Annotated in this window: 17 protein-coding genes and 1 tRNA gene; 6 read left to right on the top strand and 12 right to left on the bottom strand. The window is 72.8% G+C overall.

The genetic code is table 11. The features are described 5' to 3' along the window. Nucleotides 1-29: 29 nt before the first annotated feature. A tRNA-Sec gene (locus ACZ5C2_RS19600) sits at nt 30-122 on the bottom strand. A gap of 56 nt (nt 123-178) precedes the next feature. On the opposite strand from ACZ5C2_RS19600, the gene selD reads away from it, so the two are divergent. Further along, the gene (gene selD / locus ACZ5C2_RS19595; RefSeq protein ID WP_468792542.1) at nt 179-1,204 is read left to right on the top strand and encodes a selenide, water dikinase SelD; all 1,026 of its coding nucleotides are present in this window, start codon (nt 179-181) and stop codon (nt 1,202-1,204) included. Between the two features lie 2 nt (nt 1,205-1,206). On the opposite strand, the gene fdh is transcribed toward selD, so the two are convergent. Beyond that, a complete protein-coding gene (fdh, locus tag ACZ5C2_RS19590) occupies nt 1,207-4,470 on the bottom strand; it encodes a formate dehydrogenase (protein ID WP_468792540.1) in 3,264 nt (1,087 codons plus the stop codon). 144 nt (nt 4,471-4,614) lie between these two features. On the opposite strand from fdh, the gene ACZ5C2_RS19585 reads away from it, so the two are divergent. Further along, nucleotides 4,615-5,061, top strand: a complete 447-nt coding sequence (locus ACZ5C2_RS19585) for a hypothetical protein (RefSeq protein ID WP_468792537.1) — start codon at nt 4,615-4,617, stop codon at nt 5,059-5,061. Here the strand turns inward: ACZ5C2_RS19585 and nrfD are convergent. The 8 genes from nrfD to ACZ5C2_RS19545 form a co-directional block, all read right to left on the bottom strand. Next, on the bottom strand, nt 5,058-5,969 hold the full coding sequence (gene nrfD / locus ACZ5C2_RS19580) for an NrfD/PsrC family molybdoenzyme membrane anchor subunit (protein ID WP_468792765.1): 912 nt from the start codon (nt 5,967-5,969) through the stop codon (nt 5,058-5,060). The genes ACZ5C2_RS19585 and nrfD overlap by 4 nt on opposite strands. Nucleotides 5,970-6,040: 71 nt before the next feature. Beyond that, nucleotides 6,041-6,931: a 4Fe-4S dicluster domain-containing protein gene (locus ACZ5C2_RS19575; RefSeq protein ID WP_468792534.1), complete on the bottom strand. Its 891-nt coding sequence runs from the start codon at nt 6,929-6,931 to the stop codon at nt 6,041-6,043. Nucleotides 6,932-7,015: 84 nt separating this feature from the next. Continuing rightward, complete coding sequence (locus tag ACZ5C2_RS19570; protein WP_468792532.1) at nt 7,016-8,287, bottom strand: hypothetical protein; 1,272 nt, start codon at nt 8,285-8,287, stop codon at nt 7,016-7,018. Further along, nucleotides 8,284-9,603, bottom strand: a complete 1,320-nt coding sequence (locus tag ACZ5C2_RS19565) for a bifunctional glycosyltransferase family 2/GtrA family protein (protein WP_468792529.1) — start codon at nt 9,601-9,603, stop codon at nt 8,284-8,286. Before ACZ5C2_RS19565 ends, ACZ5C2_RS19570 begins: the two co-directional genes overlap by 4 nt. 138 nt (nt 9,604-9,741) lie before the next feature. Further along, nucleotides 9,742-10,233, bottom strand: a complete 492-nt coding sequence (locus ACZ5C2_RS19560; RefSeq protein WP_468792527.1) for a cellulase — start codon at nt 10,231-10,233, stop codon at nt 9,742-9,744. Between the two features lie 12 nt (nt 10,234-10,245). After that, on the bottom strand, nt 10,246-10,752 hold the full coding sequence (locus ACZ5C2_RS19555; RefSeq protein WP_468792524.1) for a SigE family RNA polymerase sigma factor: 507 nt from the start codon (nt 10,750-10,752) through the stop codon (nt 10,246-10,248). Between the two features lie 192 nt (nt 10,753-10,944). After that, entirely contained in the window at nt 10,945-11,295 is a 351-nt protein-coding gene (locus ACZ5C2_RS19550) for a DUF8129 domain-containing protein (RefSeq protein WP_468792522.1), read from the bottom strand. A 66-nt stretch (nt 11,296-11,361) separates the two neighbouring features. Further along, nucleotides 11,362-11,739, bottom strand: a complete 378-nt coding sequence (locus ACZ5C2_RS19545; RefSeq protein WP_468792762.1) for a DUF6479 family protein — start codon at nt 11,737-11,739, stop codon at nt 11,362-11,364. 112 nt (nt 11,740-11,851) lie between these two features. Between ACZ5C2_RS19545 and ACZ5C2_RS19540 the strand changes: the two genes are divergently transcribed. The 3 genes from ACZ5C2_RS19540 to ACZ5C2_RS19530 all read left to right on the top strand — a co-directional run bounded on the left by ACZ5C2_RS19540 (nt 11,852) and on the right by ACZ5C2_RS19530 (nt 16,275). After that, nucleotides 11,852-12,223, top strand: coding sequence for a four-helix bundle copper-binding protein (locus ACZ5C2_RS19540; RefSeq protein ID WP_468792519.1), 372 nt, complete (start codon nt 11,852-11,854; stop codon nt 12,221-12,223). A 119-nt stretch (nt 12,224-12,342) separates the two neighbouring features. Continuing rightward, the gene (locus ACZ5C2_RS19535) at nt 12,343-14,625 is read left to right on the top strand and encodes a serine/threonine-protein kinase (protein WP_468792515.1); all 2,283 of its coding nucleotides are present in this window, start codon (nt 12,343-12,345) and stop codon (nt 14,623-14,625) included. Between the two features lie 48 nt (nt 14,626-14,673). Next, entirely contained in the window at nt 14,674-16,275 is a 1,602-nt protein-coding gene (locus ACZ5C2_RS19530; protein ID WP_468792512.1) for a phytoene desaturase family protein, read from the top strand. Nucleotides 16,276-16,284: 9 nt separating this feature from the next. Here ACZ5C2_RS19530 and ACZ5C2_RS19525 read toward each other — a convergent pair whose 3' ends face one another. Then, entirely contained in the window at nt 16,285-18,063 is a 1,779-nt protein-coding gene (locus ACZ5C2_RS19525; RefSeq protein WP_468792509.1) for a serine hydrolase domain-containing protein, read from the bottom strand. 207 nt (nt 18,064-18,270) lie between these two features. Here ACZ5C2_RS19525 and ACZ5C2_RS19520 point away from each other — a divergent pair, with 207 nt between their 5' ends. Further along, nucleotides 18,271-18,849, top strand: a complete 579-nt coding sequence (locus ACZ5C2_RS19520; RefSeq protein WP_468792506.1) for a TetR/AcrR family transcriptional regulator — start codon at nt 18,271-18,273, stop codon at nt 18,847-18,849. A gap of 180 nt (nt 18,850-19,029) precedes the next feature. On the opposite strand, the gene ACZ5C2_RS19515 is transcribed toward ACZ5C2_RS19520, so the two are convergent. Then, complete coding sequence (locus ACZ5C2_RS19515; RefSeq protein WP_468792504.1) at nt 19,030-20,808, bottom strand: alkaline phosphatase family protein; 1,779 nt, start codon at nt 20,806-20,808, stop codon at nt 19,030-19,032. Between the last annotated feature and the right edge of the window lie 430 nt (nt 20,809-21,238).

The raw sequence follows: 21,238 nt of genomic DNA, 5'->3' as shown, positions 1-21,238 counted from the left end.
CGGCGCTGCCGGTCCGTCGACGCGGAGAGCGGAGGCGGACGGGAATCGAACCCGCCTGCCCGAGATCCTCGGGCACCTCGGTTTTGAAGACCGGGAGGGCCACCAGGCACCCACACGCCTCCACCGCCCGCCCAGGCTACCGGCTCACCCACCCGATCCCCGACAAGGAGCCAGGCACATGCACTCCCCGACCCGAGCGCCCGTTCGTCTCACCCAGTTCGCGCACGGCGGCGGGTGCGCCTGCAAGATCCCGCCCGGAGAGCTGGAGGACGTACTCGACGGCCTCGCCGCGCCGGTGACCGTCACCGGCGACACCCCGCTGCTGGTGGGGCCCGCCACGGGGGACGACGCGGCCGTGGCCGCCCTGCCGACGCCGACCGGGGCCACGCCGCAAGCGGTGGTCTGTACTGCCGACTTCTTCACCCCCGTCGTCGACGACGCCTACGACTGGGGGCGGATCGCCGCCGCCAACGCCCTGTCCGACGTGTACGCGATGGGCGGGCGCCCCGTCCTCGCCGTCAACCTCCTCGCCTGGCCCCGGGACGTGCTGCCCATGGAACTCGCGCGGGAGGTGCTGCGCGGCGGACTGGCCGTCGCCGCCGAGGCGGGCTGCCATGTCGGCGGCGGGCACAGCGTGGACGACCCGGAACCCAAGTACGGGATGGCCGTCACCGGTCTGGCGGACCCCGGCCGGCTGCTGCGCAACGACACCGGCCGGCCGGGCGTGCCGCTGTCGCTGACCAAACCGCTCGGGCTGGGCGTGCTCAACAACCGGCACAAGGCCACCGGCGAGCGGTTCGAGCAGGCGGTGGCCACGATGGTGGCCCTCAACCGGGACGCCTCCGCCGCCGCCCTGGCCGCCGGGGCGACCTGCGCCACCGACGTCACCGGCTTCGGCCTCCTCGGCCATCTGCACAAACTCGCCCGCGCCTCCGGCGTCACCGCGGTGATCGACACCGCCGCCGTGCCCTACCTGGAGGGGGCGCGACACGCGGTGCGGGACGGATACGTCAGCGGCGGCACCCGGCGGAACCTGGACTGGGTGACGCCGTTCACCGACTTCGGGACCGTGGACGAGGACACCCGGCTGCTCCTGGCCGACGCCCAGACCTCGGGCGGGCTGCTGGTGGCGGGAGAGGTGCCGGGCGCCCCGGTCGTCGGGGAACTCGTCCCGCAGGGCACGCACACCGTCGTCCTCGGGTGAGTTCACATCCCCGTACCGGTCTCCTCGTCGACGCCCGCCCGCGCCCGGTAGGCGCGCACCAGGTCCCGGGCGGCCGGGCCTCTCGGGCGGCGCCCCGGCCGGATGTCGACGGCGAACGCCTTCGCCTCCTGGATGTGTGTGTTGGGGTCGAGGGACAGATGCAGCAGCTCATTGGCGGCGTCACCGGTGCTGTAGCCGTTCGGGCCCCAGTGGTAGGGCAGCCCCACCTGGTGCAGACGGCGGCCGTGCACCGTCAGTGAGGCCATCCGGTCGGTGACCAGCACCCGTGCCTCGATCACCGCCCGGGCGCTCACGATCGTCGCCCAGCCGGTGTGCGCCAGACCCCGCTCGGCGGCGAGCTCCGGTGACACCTCGCAGAAGAACTCCGGCTGCAGCTCGGCCAGATAGGGCTGCCAGCGGGACATGCCGCCCGCCGTGTGATGCTCGGTGAGCCGGTAGGTGGTGGCGACGTACGGGAACACCTCGCTGCCCGGTTCGGCGCCGCTCGGCTGGTAGCGGTTGTCCGGGTGGGGCGGTTGCAGCAGATGCCGTACGGGGTTGCGCTGACGGCCGTACAGCAGGTTGGGGAAGGGCGAGTCCTGCGGCTCGTAGTGCGTCGGCAGGGGTCCGTCGGTGAGGCCGGACGGAACGTACAGCCAGGCCTTGCCGTCGGCCTGCATGATGAACGCGTCGGTTCCGGACAGCGCCTCGGGACCGGACGCGTCCTTCGGCGGCCGGTGACCGGGGGACCTGTCCTTCTTGAAGTCGGGGACGTCGTGCCCGGTCCACTCGCCCCGCTCCGCGTCCCACCACACCAGCGCCTTGCGCTCGCTCCACGGCCTGCCGTCCGGGTCGGCCGAGGCGCGGTTGTAGAGCACCCGGCGGTTGGCGGGCCAGGCCCAGCCCCACTCGGCGGCGATCCAGTCCTGCTCCTCGCCCGGCTTGCGGCGGTCGGCCTGGTTGACGCCGTCCGCGTGTACGCCGCAGTAGATCCAGCAGCCGCAGGAGGTGGAGCCGTCGTCCGCGAGCTGTTCGTAGCCCGACAGCGGGGCGCCCTCCGCGTCACGACCGTTGATCTCGGCCAGCACCGCCTCGGCGTCCGGTTCGGCGAGCTCACCCGCCGTGGGGTAGTCCCACGTCAGGTCGAGCAGCGGACGGTCCGCCGGATCGGTGGACGCGGCGAGCTTCTCCCGGATGATCCGCCCGAGGTGGAAGGTGAACCAGAGGTCGCTGCGCGCCTCGCCGGGCGGCAGCACCGCCTGGTGGTGCCACTGCAGCAGCCGCTGGGTGTTGGTGAAGCTGCCGTCCTTCTCCGTGTGTGCGGCGGCCGGCAGGAAGAACACTTCCGTGCCGATGTCCTCGGTGCGCAGTTCGCCCGTCTCGGTCTCCGGGCCGTCCTTCCACCAGGTGGCCGACTCGATGAGGGAGAAGTCCCGTACGACGAGCCAGTCCAGGTTCGCCATGCCCAGGCGCTGCAGCTTGGCGTTGGCGGAGCCGACCGCCGGGTTCTCGCCCATCAGGAAGTAGCCCTTGCAGGTGCCGTCCAGCTGGGCCATGACCGTCTCGTACGTGGAGTGGGAGCCGGTCAGCCGCGGCAGGTAGTCGAAGCAGAAGTCGTTCTCCGCGGTCGCCGCGTCACCCCAGTACGCCTTGAGCAGGCTCACCAGATAGGCGCGCATGTTGCCCCAGTAGCCCTTGGGCGCGGCGTCGGCCTGGACGAAGGCGTCCAGGTCCTGCCCCTGATGGGCGTGGGGCATCGGGATGTAACCGGGCAGCAGGTTGAACAGCGTGGGGATGTCCGTCGAACCCTGGATGGAGGCGTGTCCGCGCAGCGCGAGGATGCCGCCGCCGGGCCGGCCGATGTTGCCGAGCAGGCTCTGCAGCACGGACGCCGCGCGGATGTACTGCACACCGACCGTGTGCTGGGTCCAGCCGACCGCGTACGCGAGGGCGGTGGTGCGGTCCCGCCCGGAGTTCTCGGTAACCATGTCGCACACGTGGCGGAACAGGTCCTGGGGGACACCGCATATCCGTTCCACCATGTCGGGTGTGTATCGGGCGTAGTGCCGCTTGAGGACCTGGAAGACGCACCGGGGGTGGGTCATGGTCTCGTCGCGTTCCGGCTCGCCCTCGGGGATCGTGGGACCGCCGGAGCCGTGGGACTCACCGCGTGCCGCCTCCGTGACGTCGGGGGCGGACTCGTTGCGCCTGTCGAACTGCTGGTCGCGCTGTCCGGAGGCGGCCTGGACATCGACGCCCCGGTACTGCCAGGTCTCCGGGTCGTAGCCGCGGCTGTCGGCGTCGAGCCCGGAGAACACGCCGTCCAGGTCCTCGGTGTCGCGGAAGTCCTCGCGCAGGATCACCGGGCCGTTGGTGTAGGCGACCACGTAGTCCCGGAAGTACGCGTCCGTGCGCAGCACGTGATTGATGATCCCGCCGAGGAAGGCGATGTCGGAGCCTGCCCGCAGCGGCACGTGCACATCGGCCAGGGCACTGGTGCGGGTGAACCGCGGGTCGATGTGGATCACCTTCGCTCCGCGGGCCCTGGCCTCCATCACCCACTGGAACCCGACCGGATGGCATTCGGCCATGTTCGAGCCCTGGATGACGATGCAGTCGGAGTTCCGCAGGTCCTGCTGGAAGGTGGTCGCGCCGCCGCGGCCGAACGAGGTTCCCAGACCGGGAACGGTGGAGGAGTGTCAAACACGCGCCTGATTCTCGATCTGGACGGCACCCAGAGCGGTGAACAACTTCTTGATGAGGTAGTTCTCCTCGTTGTCCAGCGTCGCCCCGCCCAGGCTCGCGATGCCGAGGGTACGCCGGGTGCGGGTCTCGTCGACCTCCCACTGCCAGCCCGCCCGGCGGGCCTCGATCACCCGGTCGGCGATCATGTCCATCGCCGTGTCCAGGCCGAGGCGTTCCCAGTCGGTGCCGTGCGGACGCCGGTACAGCACCTGCTGTTCGCGCGCGCCCCCGGTGGTCAGCTGCAGACTGGCCGAGCCCTTGGGGCACAGCCGGCCGCGTGAGATGGGGGAATCCGGGTCGCCCTCGATCTGGGTGACGCGGCCGTCCTCCACGTACACGTTCTGGCCGCAGCCGACGGCACAGTACGGGCAGACCGACTTCACGACCCGGTCCGCCGTGGCGACCCGGGGCGCGAGCCGCCCGCTCGGCCCGCTCTTGGCGGCGGCGCCGCAGCCCAGCGGGTCGGTCCCCCTGAGCTGGCGGTAGACCGGCCAGGAATCGATCCAGGTGCGCACGCCCATGGCGCCTGCCCCTTCCGGAGAACGTACCTGCCCGGGCGGGGTACCCACTGTTCCGTGCTCCAATCCGGATCGCGCAGCGCGCGGAACTGCACCATGGTCGACGGCACGAACGGGATGAACGACCCCAAGTCAGGATGATGCGGAATGGCTCTGAGGCATGTGGCCCACGGAATCCGGGCGTCGCTGCGCAACAACGGTCAGGCTTACGGCTTCTCCGTGTCGATCACCATCGCGCTGGGGCTGCTGAACGTCGAGGCGAAGGTGCCCGGTGCGGTGCACTACGTCTATTTCGCGCTGGGCGCGTCCTTGGCCTTCAGCGTGCTGGAACTCCTGGCGACCAAGGGGTTCCGCACGTCCCTGGAGGAGGAACCGAGCACGGTCACGGCCATGGGCGTGTCACTCAGTGTCGTCTCCGTCGGCGCCTCGGCGCTCCTGGCGTGGGCCACGGCGTCCTTCGTCGGGGGTGTGGCCGCATGGCCGGTGACGGCCTTCGCCGTGTCGGTCGTCTACCTGTTGCTGGCCGGGACGGAGTTCGCCCTCGCGGAGCGGGCCCGGCGTTCCGGGCCCGTGGACGACCGGGACGGAGTCTAGGACTGCCCGGCCCGCGACCGGGCCGCCAGCCGTTCCCGCTGCGGTACGACCGTGTACCGGGGGTCCTCGGCCGACGCGACGCCGGCGTGGAACACGCCGAGCCGCAGGGCCACGGATCCGGCCATCAGGGCCGTACCGGCGACGGCGGTGAGCGCGCGGCCCCGACCTCCGGCACGGAGCGCCAGTGCGGCGCCGCCGGCCGTGAGCCCCTCCGCCGCGCGCAGCCATGTCCGCGCCCCGTCCTTCTCGTACGGTTCGGCCGCCAGGCCCATGTTCCGCTTCATCAGCCGGAAGGCGCCCAGTTCGAGCATCGCGCCCAGGACGGCCGTACGTCGGGCCGGACCGCTCTGTCCCGGTGGTGCCGCGGCCAGGGCCAGACCGGCCGCCGAGGCGGCGGCGGAGCCGGCGAAGACGAACGGCATCTCGCGGTACCCCTCGTGCCACGACGGCACCGCGGTGTCGGAGATCAGCACGGCGGTGTACGTCGCCACCGCCGGAGCGAGCGCGGCGGCGGAGGCCGTGGCGGCGGCACCCATGATCCGGTACCTGCCCGTGAGGTCGGCGGCGGCCGCGGCCATCGTGAGCGGTGCGTAGCCCGCGAGAAGCCACGAGCCCATGCTCATGGGGGAGGTCGGCTTGAAGACGCGGAGCATGTTGAGGAAGCGGGCGGGGCGGCCCAGGTCGTGGACGAGTGCCGCCAGCGACAGGGATATCGCCCCCGCCGCGCCCAGCTTCGCCGTGCGGGCAAGGGCGGGCCGGGCGGTGACGTCCGCCCCCGCGGCCAGCAGTGACGACGCCCCGGCGAGGCCGCCGAGCCAGAGATAGCCCGCGACGTCCAGCGGCTTCCACTCCGGCCGTTTCAGGACCGGCCTGCCGTAGTAGGACGCGAACTCGGCGTCCGGGACCATGGCCTGCTCGCCGCGGCCCCGGCGACGACCACGGCGCCGGGCGCCCCCGGCCCCCGCCGGGGACAGCCCGCTCATCGTGGCCTCCCGGCGAAGCCGGCCGCGGCCAGCGCGGCGAGTGTGGCGGCCGCCGCCGCCGCGTGCCGCCACATGCCGGGCAGATCGCGGGTGGTGACGACCGGATCGGGCGGCAGCCCGTACACCTCCGGCTCGTCCCGCAGCAGGAAGAACGCTCCGTCGCCGCCGACCCCGTCCTGCGGGTCCTCCCCGTACAGGCGGGCGTCGCGGTCCCCGGCCGCGTGCAGCTGCGCCACCCGCCCCGCCGCGCGCTCACGCAGCTCCTCCAGCGGGCCGAACTGGATGGAGTCGGTGGGGCAGGCCTTGGCGCAGGCCGGTTCCATCCCGACGCCGAGCCGGTCGTAGCACATGGTGCACTTCCAGGCGCGCCCGTCCTCGGGCCGCCGCTCGATGACACCGTACGGACAGGCGGACACGCAGTAGCCGCAGCCGTTGCAGATGTCCTCCTGCACGACGACCGTGCCGAACTCGGTGCGGAACAGCGACCCGGTGGGGCACACGTCGAGGCAGGCGGCGCTGGTGCAGTGCTTGCACACGTCGGACGACATCAGCCAGCGCACCTCGTCGCCGCCGGGGGAGTCGACGAGACCCCGGGCGGCGTCGAAGACGTCGACATCGGCATGGCCGTCTCCGCCCCCGGATGCCGCACCGGCCGCCGGCACGCGCTGCTCGATGAAGGCCACATGCCGCCAGGTGCTCGCACCGAGGCCCTGCGTGTTGTCGTACGACATGCCGGTCAGCTCGAGGCCGTCCTCGGGGATCGCATTCCACTCCTTGCACGCCACCTCGCACGCCTTGCAGCCGATGCACACCGAGGTGTCCGTGAAGAAGCCCATGCGCGGCGGCGGATCGGTGTGCCCGGCCGCGCGTGCGATGTCGTCCGTCATGGGGACCTCCTGCCTCGGCCGCCCACGAGTGCCCGCCGCGGGTACGGCCGAAACAGTGGCCCGGGGGACAGGCTCCGCGGCCGGCTAGGGCACGCCCAGCTCGAACAGGACGTATCCCGCGTACGACCCGGAGGCCAGGGCCGCCGTACCCAGCACCGTGGCCAGCGAGGGCCACTTCAGACGGCTCATGCCCAGGGCGAGCGGGACGAACAGCGGGAACAGGGGGAGCAGATAGCGGGAGACATTGCCGAAGTACTGCTGGGTGGCCATCACCATCAGATAGGACAGCACCGTGTAGACGACGAGGACGGCGGGCGGGCGCAGCCGTATCAGCAGCACGGTCAGCACCGGGACCAGCAGGACCACCCCGACGCCGATCGTGTCCTCCATGGGCATCGCGAACAGGTAGTCGAAGTGGCCCACGGGCACGGAGGTGAGCACGTCGAAACTGTGTTTGCCGTAGTCGAACTTGTGTCCCCAGGCGCCGTCCTGCAGCTTGTTGTAGCCGCCCCAGTCGCCCATCCGGTGGCCCACCCAGCCCAGGTAGCCGAACACGCCGAGCGGGGCGATCGCCACGGCGGTCAGCGGGCGGCGTATGCCCTCCTGCCGGCGCCACACCGCGAACAGTCCGGCGACGGCGAGCGCGGCGACGAGGGTGACCGCGGTGGGCCGGGCGAACCCGGCAGTGAACGTCAGCACCCCGGCGGTGAGCCAGCGGCGGGTCATCACGGCGTAGCAGGCCCAGGCGGCCAGCGCCGTGTACACGGACTCGGAGTACACCGCCCACTCCGCACCGGAACCGGGCCACACCGCCCACAGTCCGACGGCGACCAGACCGGCCCGGTTCCCGCCCAGCCGGGCGGTGACGGCGTGGATGCCGAGCGCCGCGACGAACGAGAAGACGACCGACACGGTCATGCCGGCGCCGTACGGGCCGAGCCCGGTGCCTTCCGAGACGATCCGCATCAGCGCCGGGTACAGGGGGAAGAACGCCGCGGAGTTGCCCTGGAGGGTGATCATGCCGGTGGCGCCGGGGACGGGCTCCAGGGCGGGGTCGTAACCGTGCACGGCGATCTGCTGGTACCACCAGCCGTCCCAGCTGCCCAGCACGTCCCAGGCGTGCGCGCCGCCCCCGAACCGCGGATGCTTCTCACGGAAGTCGCCGGCCGAGTCCAGCAGGAACAGGAAGACGGCGAAGCCCGCGAGCTTCAGCGCCCCGTACGTCGCGAACACGGGTCCGCAGTACGCGGCGGCCCGGCGCACTCGCTCGCGCGGGGCGGGAGCGGCAGGCGGGGAGGCGAGGGGCAGGGAAACGGACGGGGCCGGGCCGGCCTGGCGTGTCCCGACGGTGGTCATGAGGCGGAGGATCCTGTCGTACGGCGGAAGCGGTGGTCGGGGAACACCCAGGCCCGCAGGAGGAGGAAGCGCAGCAGGGTGGCGGCGAGGTTGGCGGCCACCAGCGCCAGCAGCTCCACGCGGTGTTCCGCCCCGGGCGCGGCGCGGTGCAGGACGGCCAGCGAACCGCTGGTGAGGGCGAGACCGGCGAGGAAGGCCGTCAGCCCTTTGAGCTGATGACGCAGCGCCCCGCCGCGGCCCCGCACCCCGAAGGTGAGCCGGCGGTTCGCGGCGGTGTTGGCGACGGCACTGGCCAGCAGGGCCAGGGCATTGGCCGCCTGGGCGCCCGCCGCGGGCCGGAGCACGCTGTAGAGCAGCAGGTAGAACAGGGTGCTGGCCGCCCCGACGGCGGCGAAGCGGAGCAGTTGGGGGACCAGGGCCGGCGGCAGCCCGGCGGCCCCGTCGAGACCCTCGGGGCGGCGCAGCAAGGCCAGCGGCAGCCGGCCACGGGTCAGTGCACGTCCCAGCCGGGCCATGCCGCGCAGATCCGCCAGCGACGTGGAGAGGATGTCGACCCGGCTGTCGGGATCGTCCACCCAGTCCACCGGCACCTCGTGGATGCGCAGCCCGGCACGCTCGGCGATCACCAGCAGTTCGGTGTCGAAGAACCATTCCCGGTCCTCGACCAGCGGAAGCAGCCGCTCGGCGACGTCCCGCCGTACCGCCTTGAAACCGCACTGGGCGTCGGTGAAGCCCACCGCGAGGGTGCCGCGCAGCAGCCCGTTGTAGCAGCGGGAGATGATCTCCCGCTTCGGTCCGCGCACCACCCGGGAGCCGCGGGCCAGACGGGTGCCGATCGCGATGTCCGAATGCCCGGAGATCAGCGGGGCCACCAGCGGCAGCAGGGCCGCGAGGTCGGTGGACAGGTCCACGTCCAGATAGGCGAGCACCGGGGCGGGCGACCGCGACCACACGGTGTGCAGGGCGCGGCCGCGTCCCTTCTCGGCCAGCCGCAGCCATTCGGTGCCGGGCAGCTCCCCGGCCAGCCGCTCGGCGATGCGCGGGGTGCGGTCCGTGCTGGCGTTGTCGGCGACGGTGATCCGGAAGGGATAGGGGAACGTCTCCGCCAGGTGGGCGTGCAGCCGGCGGACACAGGGCTCGAGGTCGTTCTCCTCGTTGTGCACGGGCACCACCACGTCCAGGACGGGTTCCTGGTGGTGCGCGGGCAGCGGCGCCCGGCGTGGCAGCGCGGCGGCCTCTGCCGAGGGCGCGGTCTCTGCCGGGGGCGCGGTGGCTGTGCGGCAGCCGGTCGGGGCCGGCCGCCTCGCGGTTCGCATGACGGATTCACGGTCTCTTTCCGGCGTCACGGCATGACGGAGCCCTGGGCCCGTGTGGGCATGCCACAGACGCCCGGGTGGTGGTCGGACGGGAGGTCCGGGGCGGAACACGCCCGGAAGGGGGCCGGAGTGGGGCCGTCAGCCGCTGTCGGCCGTCGTGGTGTGACTCCCCGCCTCCTCCGTGTACGACGGTGTGGACGGCGGCCCCGTGGAGACCGGAGGCGCCGGCGCGGTCGTCACCGGCATGCTCGCGCCGGGCGTGCTGGACGGGGGATAGGTCGGTGTCCCTCCCGAACCGGGTTCCGTGCTCCCGTACGTGCTCGTGGGCGGGAAGGACGCGCTGGGGGCGGGGGCCGTCGGCGTCCGGGACGCCGGGGACGGCGTAGGACTGGTCGCCGGCAGGGGCGGTCGGTCGGCGGGCAGGGAACGCGACCCGGTGCCGGGCAGCAGGGCCAGCCCGATGCTCAGCCCCGCCACGGCGAGGGCCGAGCCGCCGGCCCGCCACAGCACCCGCGACCGGCGCCGGACCCGGATTCCCTCGTACAGGCGCGCCTGCTGCACGGGCTCGAAGGGGATGTGCCCGTGGCCGTCGCGCATCATGCGCGTCAGCTCGCGCTCGAAGTCGTCCATCGCTGCTCCCCTTCACCCCACGGGTCTGACGGAGTCGGAAAGGATCTGCCGCAGCCGTGCCACTCCGCGCGACGCGTGGGAGCGGGCGGTGCCCACCGGGCAGCCGAGCGCCTGCGCCACCTGGCCCTCCGGCAGGTCCTCGCAGTAGCGCAGTACCACCGCGGCCCGCTGCCGTGGCGGCAGCAGGGCCAGCGCGGCCTCCAGCCGCGAGCGTTCGGCGACGGCCGCGGACACATCACCCGGCCCTGCCCGGTCGGGCAGTTCTCCCACCGGACGCTCGCCCCACCAGCGCCGACGGGCCGAACGGGCCGCCATGCGCACCAGTACCTGGCGCACATATGCCTCCGGCGCCTGTTCGGCGACCTTCGGCCAGGCGAACCACAGCTTCACCAGGGCCTCCTGGACGAGGTCCTCGGCGCGCTGCCGGTCGCCGCCGGTGAGCAGACGCGCGACATGAAGCAGCGCCGACCAGCGGGCAGCCACGAACTCGTCGAAGCCGTCGGCCCGAAACCGCTCCATTCCCACCCGTCCCGCCTGCGGACAACCCCTTACATCCGTTGAAAGACCCGGGGCCCGGCGAAACGATGCACCAAAGTGCTGTGATCCACCTCACTCCCCACGCGAAAGGGCGGGCCGTGTGCCCATGACCGCACCACGGCGATCGATGGGCGCACGGTCCGCCCCGTGCTGCGAGCGGTGGCCGGCCCTTGTCTACGTACGGTCACCCTTCGGCTTGCCACGCTGGTCCGGGGTGCCGTGCGGCGGCGGGCTGAACGGCTGCGGCGAGGTGGCGGGCGTGACCGGGGACCCGCTCCTGCTCGCGCCCTGCTCGGGGCGCACCGCGCCGGGATCGCCGGACGTCGGCTCGGCGCCCGCCCTGAGCTGGTCCAGCCGGGCCGTCAGCAACTCGGTCGCCGGCACCCGGTCGGCGTGCGACCGCTCGTAGGCGAGCAGTTGCTCGATCTCACCCGCGCTCAGCGAGCGAATCCGGCTCTCCAGACCGCCGAGGGGCAGATGGTCGTAATCGGGCAGCGGCAGGGTGCTGCGGGCGGGATCTGCCATGGGTCTCACTTCCCTGTGGACGACGTTGCGAGGTCCGCCCCGGGGATGTCCGCCGGGGCGGAGCGGTCAGTGACTGCCGGGTCCGCCGCCGCCGAACGATCCACTGCTGCCCTCGTCCCAGCGGGGCCGTTCCTGCGACGGGCCGGCGTGGCTGTCGGCGTCGCCGTGGCCGTTCAGCTCGTGCGGCGTCAGCCGCTCATCGCTTCTGGGCACCTCGTTCGGTTCACGCCGCTCCCGCACCTCATGGACCGGTCCGCCCTCAGGCATCCGCGGCTGTTCCTCGGGCCGGGGCCTGCGTGTCGTGCTGTTCCTGGTCCGGCGGCTGCCGAGGACGAACATGCCGATCAGCAGGGCGACTACCACCAGGGCCGCCGCCCCCAGCCCGATGCCGAGCGCGCCGCGGCCCGCCGCGAGGTCTGCCGTCTCCATCCATGAGGTGTTCATCATGGCTCGCGGGTACCCCCCGACCCGGGTGCGAACCCGCGCACCCGGTCGCGACGGGGCCCGCGCACCGCGCCGACGTTTGACCCCCGGGACGGCGGCAACCCGCTGCGGTGTGACCACGACATCGCAGAAGGAGCTGTTCCGGTTCCTGGAAGACCGCTTCGCCTGTGCCCAGGCCTGCACCGAGTGCGCACGGGCCTGCGCGACGCGGGCCAGTCTGGTGGACCCGGACGGCACCGGGAACCAGGAACTCGTACGACGCAAGGGCATCATGTGCGCGGAGGTCTGCGACGCGACCTGCCGGGTGCTGTCCGAGCAGAACCAGGTGGACGAGGCGACCATCCGGACCCAGGTGGAGTGGTGCCGGCAGGTGTGCCTGGAGAGCGCTCAGGCGTTCGACGGCCCTACCGGGGCGGAGGAGACGGCCGAGGCGTGCCGTGCCTGTGCCCGTGCCTGCACGGAGTTCCTCGCCACCCTGAACTGACCGGCCCCGCCGGTGGAACGGCCGCGCCCGTCGGGCCCCGTACAAACTCGGGCGAGTTGTCGCCATACTGGACGAGCCAGGGGAGGGCGGGCGGACAGCGACGGGGGCGGGCGAAGGAGATGGGGGACAGCAGGCTGCTCCATGGCCGGTACCGGTTGCTCGACCGGATCGGGCGCGGCGGCATGGGAGAGGTGTGGCGGGCACGGGACGAGTCACTGGGCCGGCAGGTCGCGGTGAAGTGCCTCAAGCCCGTCGGCCCGCAGCACGACCAGTCGTTCAGCCGTGTGCTGCGCGAGCGGTTCCGGCGCGAGGCCCGGGTGGCCGCGGCCCTGCAGCATCGCGGGATCACCGTGGTGCACGACTTCGGGGAGTCCGAAGGCGTGCTGTATCTGGTGATGGAGCTGCTCCAGGGACGCAACCTCAGCCAGCTCCTGGAGGACAACAAACAGCATCCGCTGCCGGTCGACGAGGTGGTGGAGATCGCCGGGCAGGTCGCCGCGGCCCTCGCCTACACCCACGACCAGGGCGTCGTGCACCGCGACCTGAAGCCCGCCAACATCGTGCGGCTGGACGACGGCACCGTGAAGATCTGCGACTTCGGCATCGCCCGGCTGGGCCACGACATCGGCTTCACCTCCCGGCTGACCGGCACCGGCGTCGCCATGGGCACTCCGCACTACATGTCGCCGGAGCAGATCAGCGGCTCGGAGGTCGACCGGCGCAGCGACCTGTACTCCTTCGGCTGCGTCCTGTACGAGATCGCCACCGGCGTACCGCCGTTCGACCTCGACGACGCCTGGGCGATCCTCGTCGGCCACCGCGACACCCCGCCCCGGCCGCCGCGCGGCCACCGCGCCGAGCTGCCCGAGCGACTGGAGCGGATCATTCTGGACCTGCTGGCCAAGGAGCCCGGCGGCCGGCCGGACAGCGCCCGCGAACTGGCCGGCCGTGTCGAAGCGCTGAAGGCCGCCCCGGCCGTGGTGGCGGCCGTCCGTCCGCGGCTCACCGGCCCGCCCGGTACGGCCGGACGCGCGGCCGGTGACCCGCACGCCGGAGAGCCGGAGCCGGAGCCGGTGGGGCGGGCGGTCCGGCTGCCGTCCTGGACCCGCGGCATGACCACCGGCCGCAAGGCGGCCGGCGCCGGACCGCGCACCACACCCCCCGACCCGGCGGCCGGCCTGTCCGGTGAGTGGATCGCCCGCCCTGCCACCGGCCCCCGTCCAGGGCCCGTACCGCAGGAGCGGCCCGCCCCGGATCCGGAGATGCTGACAGCCCTGGCCGCGCGGCACAACGCGGCCCTGAGCCTGGCACGTCTCGGCCGCTGGACGGAGGCGGGGGAGGTGCACCGCGCGGTCGCCGCCGAGCGCGAGCACCTCCTCGGCCCGGAGCATCCCGACACCCTCGCCAGCCGCTACGAGGTCGCGTTCACCCTCAGCCGCACCGGCCGTGCCGCCGACGCGCTGCGCGAGTACAAGCACGTGGCGGGGGCCCGTATCCGCGCGCTCGGCGCCGACCATCCCGACACCCTGGCCGCCCGCCAGGAGATGGCGTACGTCCTCGGCCGGCTGGGCCGCCCCTTCGACGCGCACCAGGCCTACCTGTCGGTGCTCGCCGCCCGGGAGCGGACGATGGGATCCGACCACCCCGACACCCTGCGCTGCCGCCACAACCTCGCCTTCAACCTCGGCAGACTGGGCCGTCTGGAGGACTCGTACGGCATGGCGGGCGAGGTGGCCGCCGCCCGTGCCCGGGTCCTCGGACCCGAGCATCCCGACACCCTCGTCACCCGGTACGAGGTCGCCTACGCGCTCGGTCAGCTGGGCCGCTGGACGGAGGCCCTGGAGACCTACCGCGAGGTGGCCGAGGCGCGGGCCAGGGCCCTCGGCCCGGACCACGCCGACACCCTGGCCGCCCGCTACGAGACCGGGATCAGTCTGGGCCGGCTCGGCCGCACCGGGGAGGCCCTCGACCTCTACCGCGCCCTTGTCGAGGACCACACCCGTGTGCAGGGGCCCACCCACCCCGAGACCCTGCGGGCCCGGCACGGCATGGGTGTCAACCTCGGGCGGCTCGGCCGCTGGGTGGACGCCCTCGCCGAGTCCCGTGACGTGTGCGCCCTGCGCGAGCGGGTCCTCGGCGCCGACCACCCCGACACCCTGGTCAGCCGGCGTGAGGTCGCCGTCGGCCTCGGCTGGCTGGGCCGCTGGGTGGACGCGCTGGCCGAGTACCGGCGGGTCGCCGACGCCCGTGAGCGCGTCCTCGGCGCGGATCACGCCGACACCCTCGCCGCCCGCAACGACGAGGCGCACTGCCTGGAGCGGCTGGGCCGCGGCCGGGAGGCGGCGGAGCTGTACCGCCGAGTGGCGGCACTGCGGCAGCTGCCGGCGGCCGGCGGGGCGTGACCCGTATCGCGTCTGGCCGGTGCGGATTCTCGCGTGCTACGAAGAACCATGACCGCACCCGAGGGATCCCGGACCTACGACGCCGTCATCGTCGGCGGGGGCCACAACGGCCTCGTCGCCGCCGCCTATCTCGCCCGGGCCGGGCGCTCCGTACTGGTGCTGGAGCGGCTGGACCACACCGGCGGGGCGGCGGTCTCCACCCGCCCGTTCGCCGGCGTCGACGCCCGGCTGTCCCGGTACTCGTACCTGGTCAGTCTGCTCCCCCCGAAGATCGTCCAGGACCTGGGGCTCGACTTCCGGCTGAGCACCCGCACCATCTCCTCGTACACCCCCACCGAACGCGACGGACGACCCACCGGGCTGCTCGTCGGCGGCGGCGAGCAGCGCACCGGTGAGGCATTCGCCCGCCTCACCGGCTCCGAGGAGGAGTACCGGGCCTGGCAGCGCTTCTACGACATGACCGGCCGCGTCGCACGCCGTGTCTTCCCCACCCTCACCGAACCGCTGCCCACCCGCGACGAACTGCGCCGCACGGTCGACGACGAGGAGGCGTGGCGGGTCCTCTTCGAGGAACCCATCGGCGTCGCCGTCGAAGACCGCTTCGCCGACGACCTGGTGCGCGGTGTCGTGCTCACCGACGCCCTCATCGGCACCTTCGCCGAGGCCCACGACCCCTCGCTCCGGCAGAACCGCTGCTTCCTCTACCACGTCATCGGTGGCGGCACCGGCGCCTGGGACGTGCCGGTCGGCGGCATGGGGGCCCTCACCGACGCGCTGGCCGACGCCGCCCGCGCCGCCGGCGCGGTCATCGCCACCGGCCACGAGGCGGTGCGTGTCGACACCGACGGCCGCACGGCCGAGGTCATCCACCGCACCGCCGACGGCGAGGGCGTCGTCACCGCACGGCACGTCCTGGTCAACGCCTCCCCGCGGGAACTGGCGGCCCTCACCGGTGACACGCCCCCGCCGCCCGCCGAGGGTGCCCAGCTCAAGGTCAACATGCTGCTCAAGCGGCTGCCCAGGCTGCGGGACAGCTCCGTCGACCCGCACGAGGCGTTCGCCGGCACCTTCCACATCGCCGAGGGGTACGACCAACTGGCCGCCGCACATGCCCAGGCCGCCGCCGGCCGGCTGCCGGCCGCCCCTCCCTCGGAGATCTACTGCCACTCCCTCACCGATCCGACGATCCTCGGCCCCGACCTCGCCGCACAGGGCTACCAGACGCTCACCCTGTTCGGACTGCACACTCCCGCCCGGCTGTTCGAGCGGGACAACGCCGCCGTACGCGAGGAGTTGCTGACGGCGACACTCGCCCAGCTGGACGCCCATCTGGCCGAACCCCTCGCCGACTGCCTGGCCACCGACGCCGACGGACGCCCGTGCCTGGAGGCCAGGTCCCCGCTGGACCTGGAACGCGACCTCGGGCTGCCCGGCGGCAACATCTTCCACCGCGACCTCTCCTGGCCCCACACCCAGGACGGCACCGGCCGCTGGGGTGTGGAGACACGGAACGCCAATGTCCTGCTGTGCGGCGCGGGCGCGGTGCGTGGCGGCGGGGTGAGCGGAGTGCCGGGCCACAACGCGGCCATGGCGGTCCTGGAGGCGGGGGAGGCGTGCCACGCCCTCAGCCGGCGGGACCGGGGAGCGTGACGCGCGCCCTCAGTCGGCCGACCGGGTCCAGCCCTCCGCCCGGAGACAGGCCGCGTCCGCCGGGCGCGCCTCGTCGAAGAGCCGTCCGCCGGGCGCCTCGACGCGCACGGTGCCGACGTAGGCGCCGCGTCCGACGTACAGCCGGTCCGTCGTGTACCGCCAGCGCAGGGTGAGGCCCCCGGCGGCGGGCAGGGCGGCGGTCAGTTCGTGCCAGACCCGGCCGGACCAGCCGGTGGCCGTGCCCGACGGGTGCCGCTCCGGCTGCGCGCCCCGGCGCCGCGTGGTGAACGGCACCGGCTGCCAGGCCGCCCCGTCGTCCGTGGACGCCTCCAGGACCAGGACGTCGGCGCGGGGCTCCGTGTCCCACCACAGCGCGCAGCGCAGCCGGGCCTCGCCGGACGAGGTGTCCAGTGCGGGCAGCGTCAGGGTCGCCGACGCCGAGCTCGCCGTCCCGGAGAACCACGCCGTGCGGCCCCGGGCCGGCCGTACCGGCACCGCGCGGGCCAGCTGGTTCGCGGCGGCGACGCGTGGCGCGGAACCGGAACGCCAACTGCGCACGGGGTGTACGGAGTTGCCCAGGACCACGAGGAACGAGTCGGTTGTCGGGTCGAGCACCAGGGACGTTCCGGTGAAGCCGGTGTGGCCCGCCGTGCGCGGCGTGGCCATCGCACCCATGTACCAGTGCTGGTAGAGCTCGAAGCCCAGACCGTGCTCGTCCCCGGGGAAGGCCGTGTTGAAGTCCGTGAACATCAACTCCACCGACTCCGGCCGCAGGATCCGGTCCCGTCCGTAGGCACCGCCGTTGAGCAGCGTCCGCCCGAGGACCGCCAGGTCCCAGGCGTCGGAGAAGACCCCGGCGTGCCCCGCGACCCCGCCCAGGCTGTAGGCGTTCTCGTCGTGCACCTCGCCCCACACCAGCCCCCGGTCGAGACCGGACCACGGCCTCCGGGCGTCCTCCGTGGCCGCGATCCGCGCTTTCCAGGACGCCGGCGGGTTGTAGCGGGTGCGGCGCATGCCCAGAGGGCCGGTGATCTCCTCTCGCAGCAGGACATCCAGTGAGCGGCCGGTGACCTGCTCCAGGACCAGCTGGAGCGAGATCAGGTTCAGGTCCGAGTACCGATACACGGTCCCGGGCGCGCCGGCCGGCGTCTCGTCGTAGAGGAGCTGGACCTTCTCCTCGTACGTGGGCGCGTTGTACAGCGGGATCCAGGCGCGGAAGCCCGAGGTGTGGGTGAGCAGGTGGCGGATCGTCATGTCCTGCTTGCCCGCGCGGCCGAAGCCCGGCAGATACGAGGCGACGGTCGCCTCCAGTCCCAGCCTGCCCCGCTCGACCTGTTGCACGGCGAGGATCGAGGTGAACAGCTTCGACACCGACGCCAGGTCGAAGACGGTGTCCTCGGTCATGGGGATCTGCCGGTCCGCCGGGAACTCGACGCCGGTGTCGGTCTTCTCGTCGTACGCCTGGTAGCGCACCGCCATACCGATGGGCCGGTGCAGCGCGACCGTACCGCCGCGTCCGGCGAGGAGCACGGCACCCGCGTACCAGGGGTGTTCGGGGGACGGGGCGAGGAACGCCTCGGCATCGGTGACGAGTTGCCGTAGCGGAGCGGACAGCAGTCCGGCGCGGCGCGCCGATCCGTGCCGCAGAGTGGTCCGCCCGTCGTGCGAGGGCACGGCCGCCGAGGCCGGGTCGGCCGGAAGGGACGCGAACGCCAGTGCTCCCCCCAAGGCCAGTGCACCTCCGCCCAGTTGACGTCGGGTGATGCCTCTCGCCCCTGCGTCCGCCATGAATTTCCTCCCGGGTCGTGGCCCCTCGCGGGGCTGAAAGAATTTTTCGGGGAACGCCGTGCGCGTGAAACTTTCCTGTCAGGGGGCGGGATGTGTCAATGGGGCGTGCGCGGTTGCCGGAGGTGTCTGCCCGAACGTGTATGACTCCGGACGTAGTACTCTGGCTGAAGTGGTGCGAGGGGATACCCGGCGGGGGGAGTGGTCTCAGTGGTGAGACGGAACGAGCAGCGGCGGGCCGCGCTGGTGGATGCGGCGATCGAGGTGCTGGCCAGGGATGGTGCCCGCGGCCTGACCTTCCGGGCGGTGGACATCGGGGCCGCCGTGCCGCTGGGCACCGCGTCGAACTACTTCACCTCGCGCGACGACCTGCTCACCCAGGCCGGCGCCCGGGTCTACGAGCGGCTCCAGCCCGACGACGAGACCATCGCCAGGCAACAGGCCGCCGGACGCGACCGGGAGGTCTACGTCACGCTGATGCGTGAACTGGTCGGCCGCATCGCCGCGTTCCGCACCGGCTACCTCGCCCTGCTCGAGCTCCGGCTGGAGGCCACCCGCCGGCCCGGACTGCGCGAGGTGCTCACCGAGCGGGTCCGTGCCGACATGGAGGCCAACATCCGCTATCACGAGGCGTCCGGCCTCCCCGGTGACACCACGGCCGTCAAGCTGCTCTATCTCGCCCTGAACTGGCTGATCGTCGAACAGCTCACCCTGCCGGACGTCTTCACGCCGGCCGAGCGCGACCGGCTGGTGACGGCCGCGGTCGAGCGGATCGTGGCCGCCGAGTAGCCCGGCCGGGTCCTCGTCCCGCTGCCCGCGCAGAGCCACGTTCCAGCGACGTCGGAGGGGCTGACTCCATGCCCTTCGGCGTTCGAGGAGCGGGGGTCCGGGGACAGCGCCCCGGGAACGGGAGGGGCGGCGGGGCGAACACCCGGCAGCGCACCGGATCGCGGCGCGTGGCGCACTTTCTCACGGGGCCGGCGTGGCGGCCTCCCCGCCCCGCGGTCCGTATGCCGTCATGAAGCGGTCCCGGAACTTGTCCATCCCCCAGCGCGGAGCGTCCGGCGCGGGCTTGAGACCGTCGGTCCAGCCCCAGTCGGCCACCCGGTCCAGCACCGCCGGATCCTTGGCGACGATGGTGACCGGCACGTCCTTGCCGGTGCTCCCGGCGGTGACGGTGGGCACCGGCTGATGGTCGCCGAGGAAGACCAGGACCGTGTCCTCGTCGCCGTACCGCTCGACCCACTCGGTCAGGCTGCGCAGCGAGTACTCGATGGCCCGCCGGTACTCGGTGCGGACCCGCTCCGGGTCCTTCCAGACCTCCTTGGGGTCGGTGCCCTCCTTCTTGATCTCGTGGAACACCGAGCCGTCGCCGAGATCGTCCCAGTCGGTCATGCGGGCGATCGGAGACCACGGATTGTGGCTGGAGGCGAGAATGATCTCCGCCATGATCGGCTCGCGGTCCTCCCTGCCGTGCTCCAGGCGTTCGAAGGCCTCCAGGGTGAACTGGTCGGGCACGGGCGTCCAGCTGAAGTACGGGCCGTGATAGCCGAGGTGCTCCGAGTCGTAGATGTGGTCGAGGCCGAAGAACTTGCCCTCCGGCCACGCCCGCCGCACCCCGGGCACGATGCCGACGGTGCGCCAGTCACCTGCTTTGCGGAAGTAGTTGGTGAGGGTCATACGGTCACTGGTGGTCAGGCTGCGGTACCGCTGCTGGTTCTTGATCCACAGTCCGGACAGGAAGGTCGAGTGGGCGAGCCAGCTGCCGGCACCCGTCACCGGGGACGTCAACCAGCCACTGCGGGAGGTGAAACCGGCCTCCTCCAGCCTTCTCGTACCGTCCTTCAGCGCGGCGTCGACCGGCCCAGCCATCGCCGGGTCGTCGATCGCCACCCGGCCGTAGCTCTCGATGAAGGTGAACAGCACGTCCTTGCCGCGCAGCCCGGTGAGCAACTGGTCGGGCGGCGTGTCCGCGAAGGCGTCGACGGCGGCCGCCTTCTCGAAGACCTGCGCGTCGCGCAGTCCCGCGCGCACCTGCTCCACCCGGTTGCCCAGCAAGTCCACGTTGCTCTTGGCGGCGACCGGCACTCCGGAGTTCTGCACGCCCAGCGTGACGCAGGTGACCCAGGCGACGCCCAGGACCAGCGTCGTGCGGGCGGCGACGGGACGGTGGCGGACCAGCAGACCGGTCAGCCGGACCATCGCCAGCGCCATGAGCACCACCACGGCCAGGAACAGTACGATCACGCCGATCACGGCGAGCACCTGCCCACCACGCCCGAACGACTCCCGGACGAAGTCCGTCGCGTCATCGAGCAGAATCCAGTCGAGCACCAGGTCGAAGGGTCGGGCCAGCACCTGGTAGAAGCCCATGTCCACGAACTTCAGGACGGTGATCAGACCGAGGAGCACCCCCGCGACGACCGCCGTGACACGCCGGAACCCCGGCGGCAGCACGAGCAGCAGGGCCGCGAGCACGATCGCCTCGGCGGGCAGCCTGAGGAACGCGACCAGGTCCACGCGTTCCACCCGGTTCGGCAGCAGAAGCGCGGCCGCCACCAGTGCCCCGGCCAGGACGGTGGAGCCGATGGTCACGGCGCGTGCCGTCCGTGGCCTGCGGTGCCGCCACCCGAACCACCCGGCCGGTGTGCTTCCGGCGGCCTCCTCCGGCACGGCCGGGTCGCCGCCCCGGTCCGCTCCGCCCTCGGTGGTGTCCGACAGCTGACGGGAGCGAATGAAGAGCGACACCCGGAGGGTCCTTCCGTGCGGTACTGCGGTGGCATGGCAAACGGGACCCGGTCGACGGGCCCGCCCCCATCAGTACGGCCGCACGTCGTCACAGGTTCAGATCGCTCCGTCCCACTTTCCCGGGGCGAGCGGCCGGGGTCCAGCAAATCCCGTCCCGCACACCGCCGCCGAGGACTCCCGACGTGAGCCGTTCCCCCGGCGTCGGGCCGACGCCGCCGCTGCCGCCGGGGAGTCCGGCGGGACGGGTGCGGACCGGACGACGGAGCCGGCACGCCCCCGGCGACACCCTCCGGCCGAGGGCGGGTGCGCCACCCGTGCCACCGAGGGTGGCCCTCGACGACACAGTCGGCGTCCCGGTACGCCCGAGCGACGGTCCCGTCGACCTCCCGAGGCTCCGCCGGACGCTTGACGGTGACGCTCCGCCCGGCGG

The organism is Streptomyces sp. NPDC031365, from assembly GCF_055569765.1.
This window is presented reverse-complemented; position numbering and strand designations above follow the sequence as displayed.

Excerpts from the sequence above, each read along its gene's own strand:
- ACZ5C2_RS19570 (WP_468792532.1), bottom strand. The coding sequence starts at position 8,287 with ATGACCACCGTCGGGACACGCCAGGCCGGCCCGGCCCCGTCCGTTTCC.
- ACZ5C2_RS19525 (WP_468792509.1), bottom strand. The coding sequence starts at position 18,063 with ATGGCGGACGCAGGGGCGAGAGGCATCACCCGACGTCAACTGGGCGGA.
- ACZ5C2_RS19575 (WP_468792534.1), bottom strand. The coding sequence starts at position 6,931 with ATGACGGACGACATCGCACGCGCGGCCGGGCACACCGATCCGCCGCCG.
- ACZ5C2_RS19585 (WP_468792537.1), top strand. The coding sequence starts at position 4,615 with ATGGCTCTGAGGCATGTGGCCCACGGAATCCGGGCGTCGCTGCGCAAC.
- ACZ5C2_RS19565 (WP_468792529.1), bottom strand. The coding sequence starts at position 9,603 with ATGCGAACCGCGAGGCGGCCGGCCCCGACCGGCTGCCGCACAGCCACC.
- ACZ5C2_RS19560 (WP_468792527.1), bottom strand. The coding sequence starts at position 10,233 with ATGGACGACTTCGAGCGCGAGCTGACGCGCATGATGCGCGACGGCCAC.
- ACZ5C2_RS19535 (WP_468792515.1), top strand. The coding sequence starts at position 12,343 with ATGGGGGACAGCAGGCTGCTCCATGGCCGGTACCGGTTGCTCGACCGG.
- ACZ5C2_RS19550 (WP_468792522.1), bottom strand. The coding sequence starts at position 11,295 with ATGGCAGATCCCGCCCGCAGCACCCTGCCGCTGCCCGATTACGACCAT.
- ACZ5C2_RS19530 (WP_468792512.1), top strand. The coding sequence starts at position 14,674 with ATGACCGCACCCGAGGGATCCCGGACCTACGACGCCGTCATCGTCGGC.
- ACZ5C2_RS19545 (WP_468792762.1), bottom strand. The coding sequence starts at position 11,739 with ATGAACACCTCATGGATGGAGACGGCAGACCTCGCGGCGGGCCGCGGC.
- ACZ5C2_RS19555 (WP_468792524.1), bottom strand. The coding sequence starts at position 10,752 with ATGGAGCGGTTTCGGGCCGACGGCTTCGACGAGTTCGTGGCTGCCCGC.
- nrfD (WP_468792765.1), bottom strand. The coding sequence starts at position 5,969 with ATGGTCCCGGACGCCGAGTTCGCGTCCTACTACGGCAGGCCGGTCCTG.
- selD (WP_468792542.1), top strand. The coding sequence starts at position 179 with ATGCACTCCCCGACCCGAGCGCCCGTTCGTCTCACCCAGTTCGCGCAC.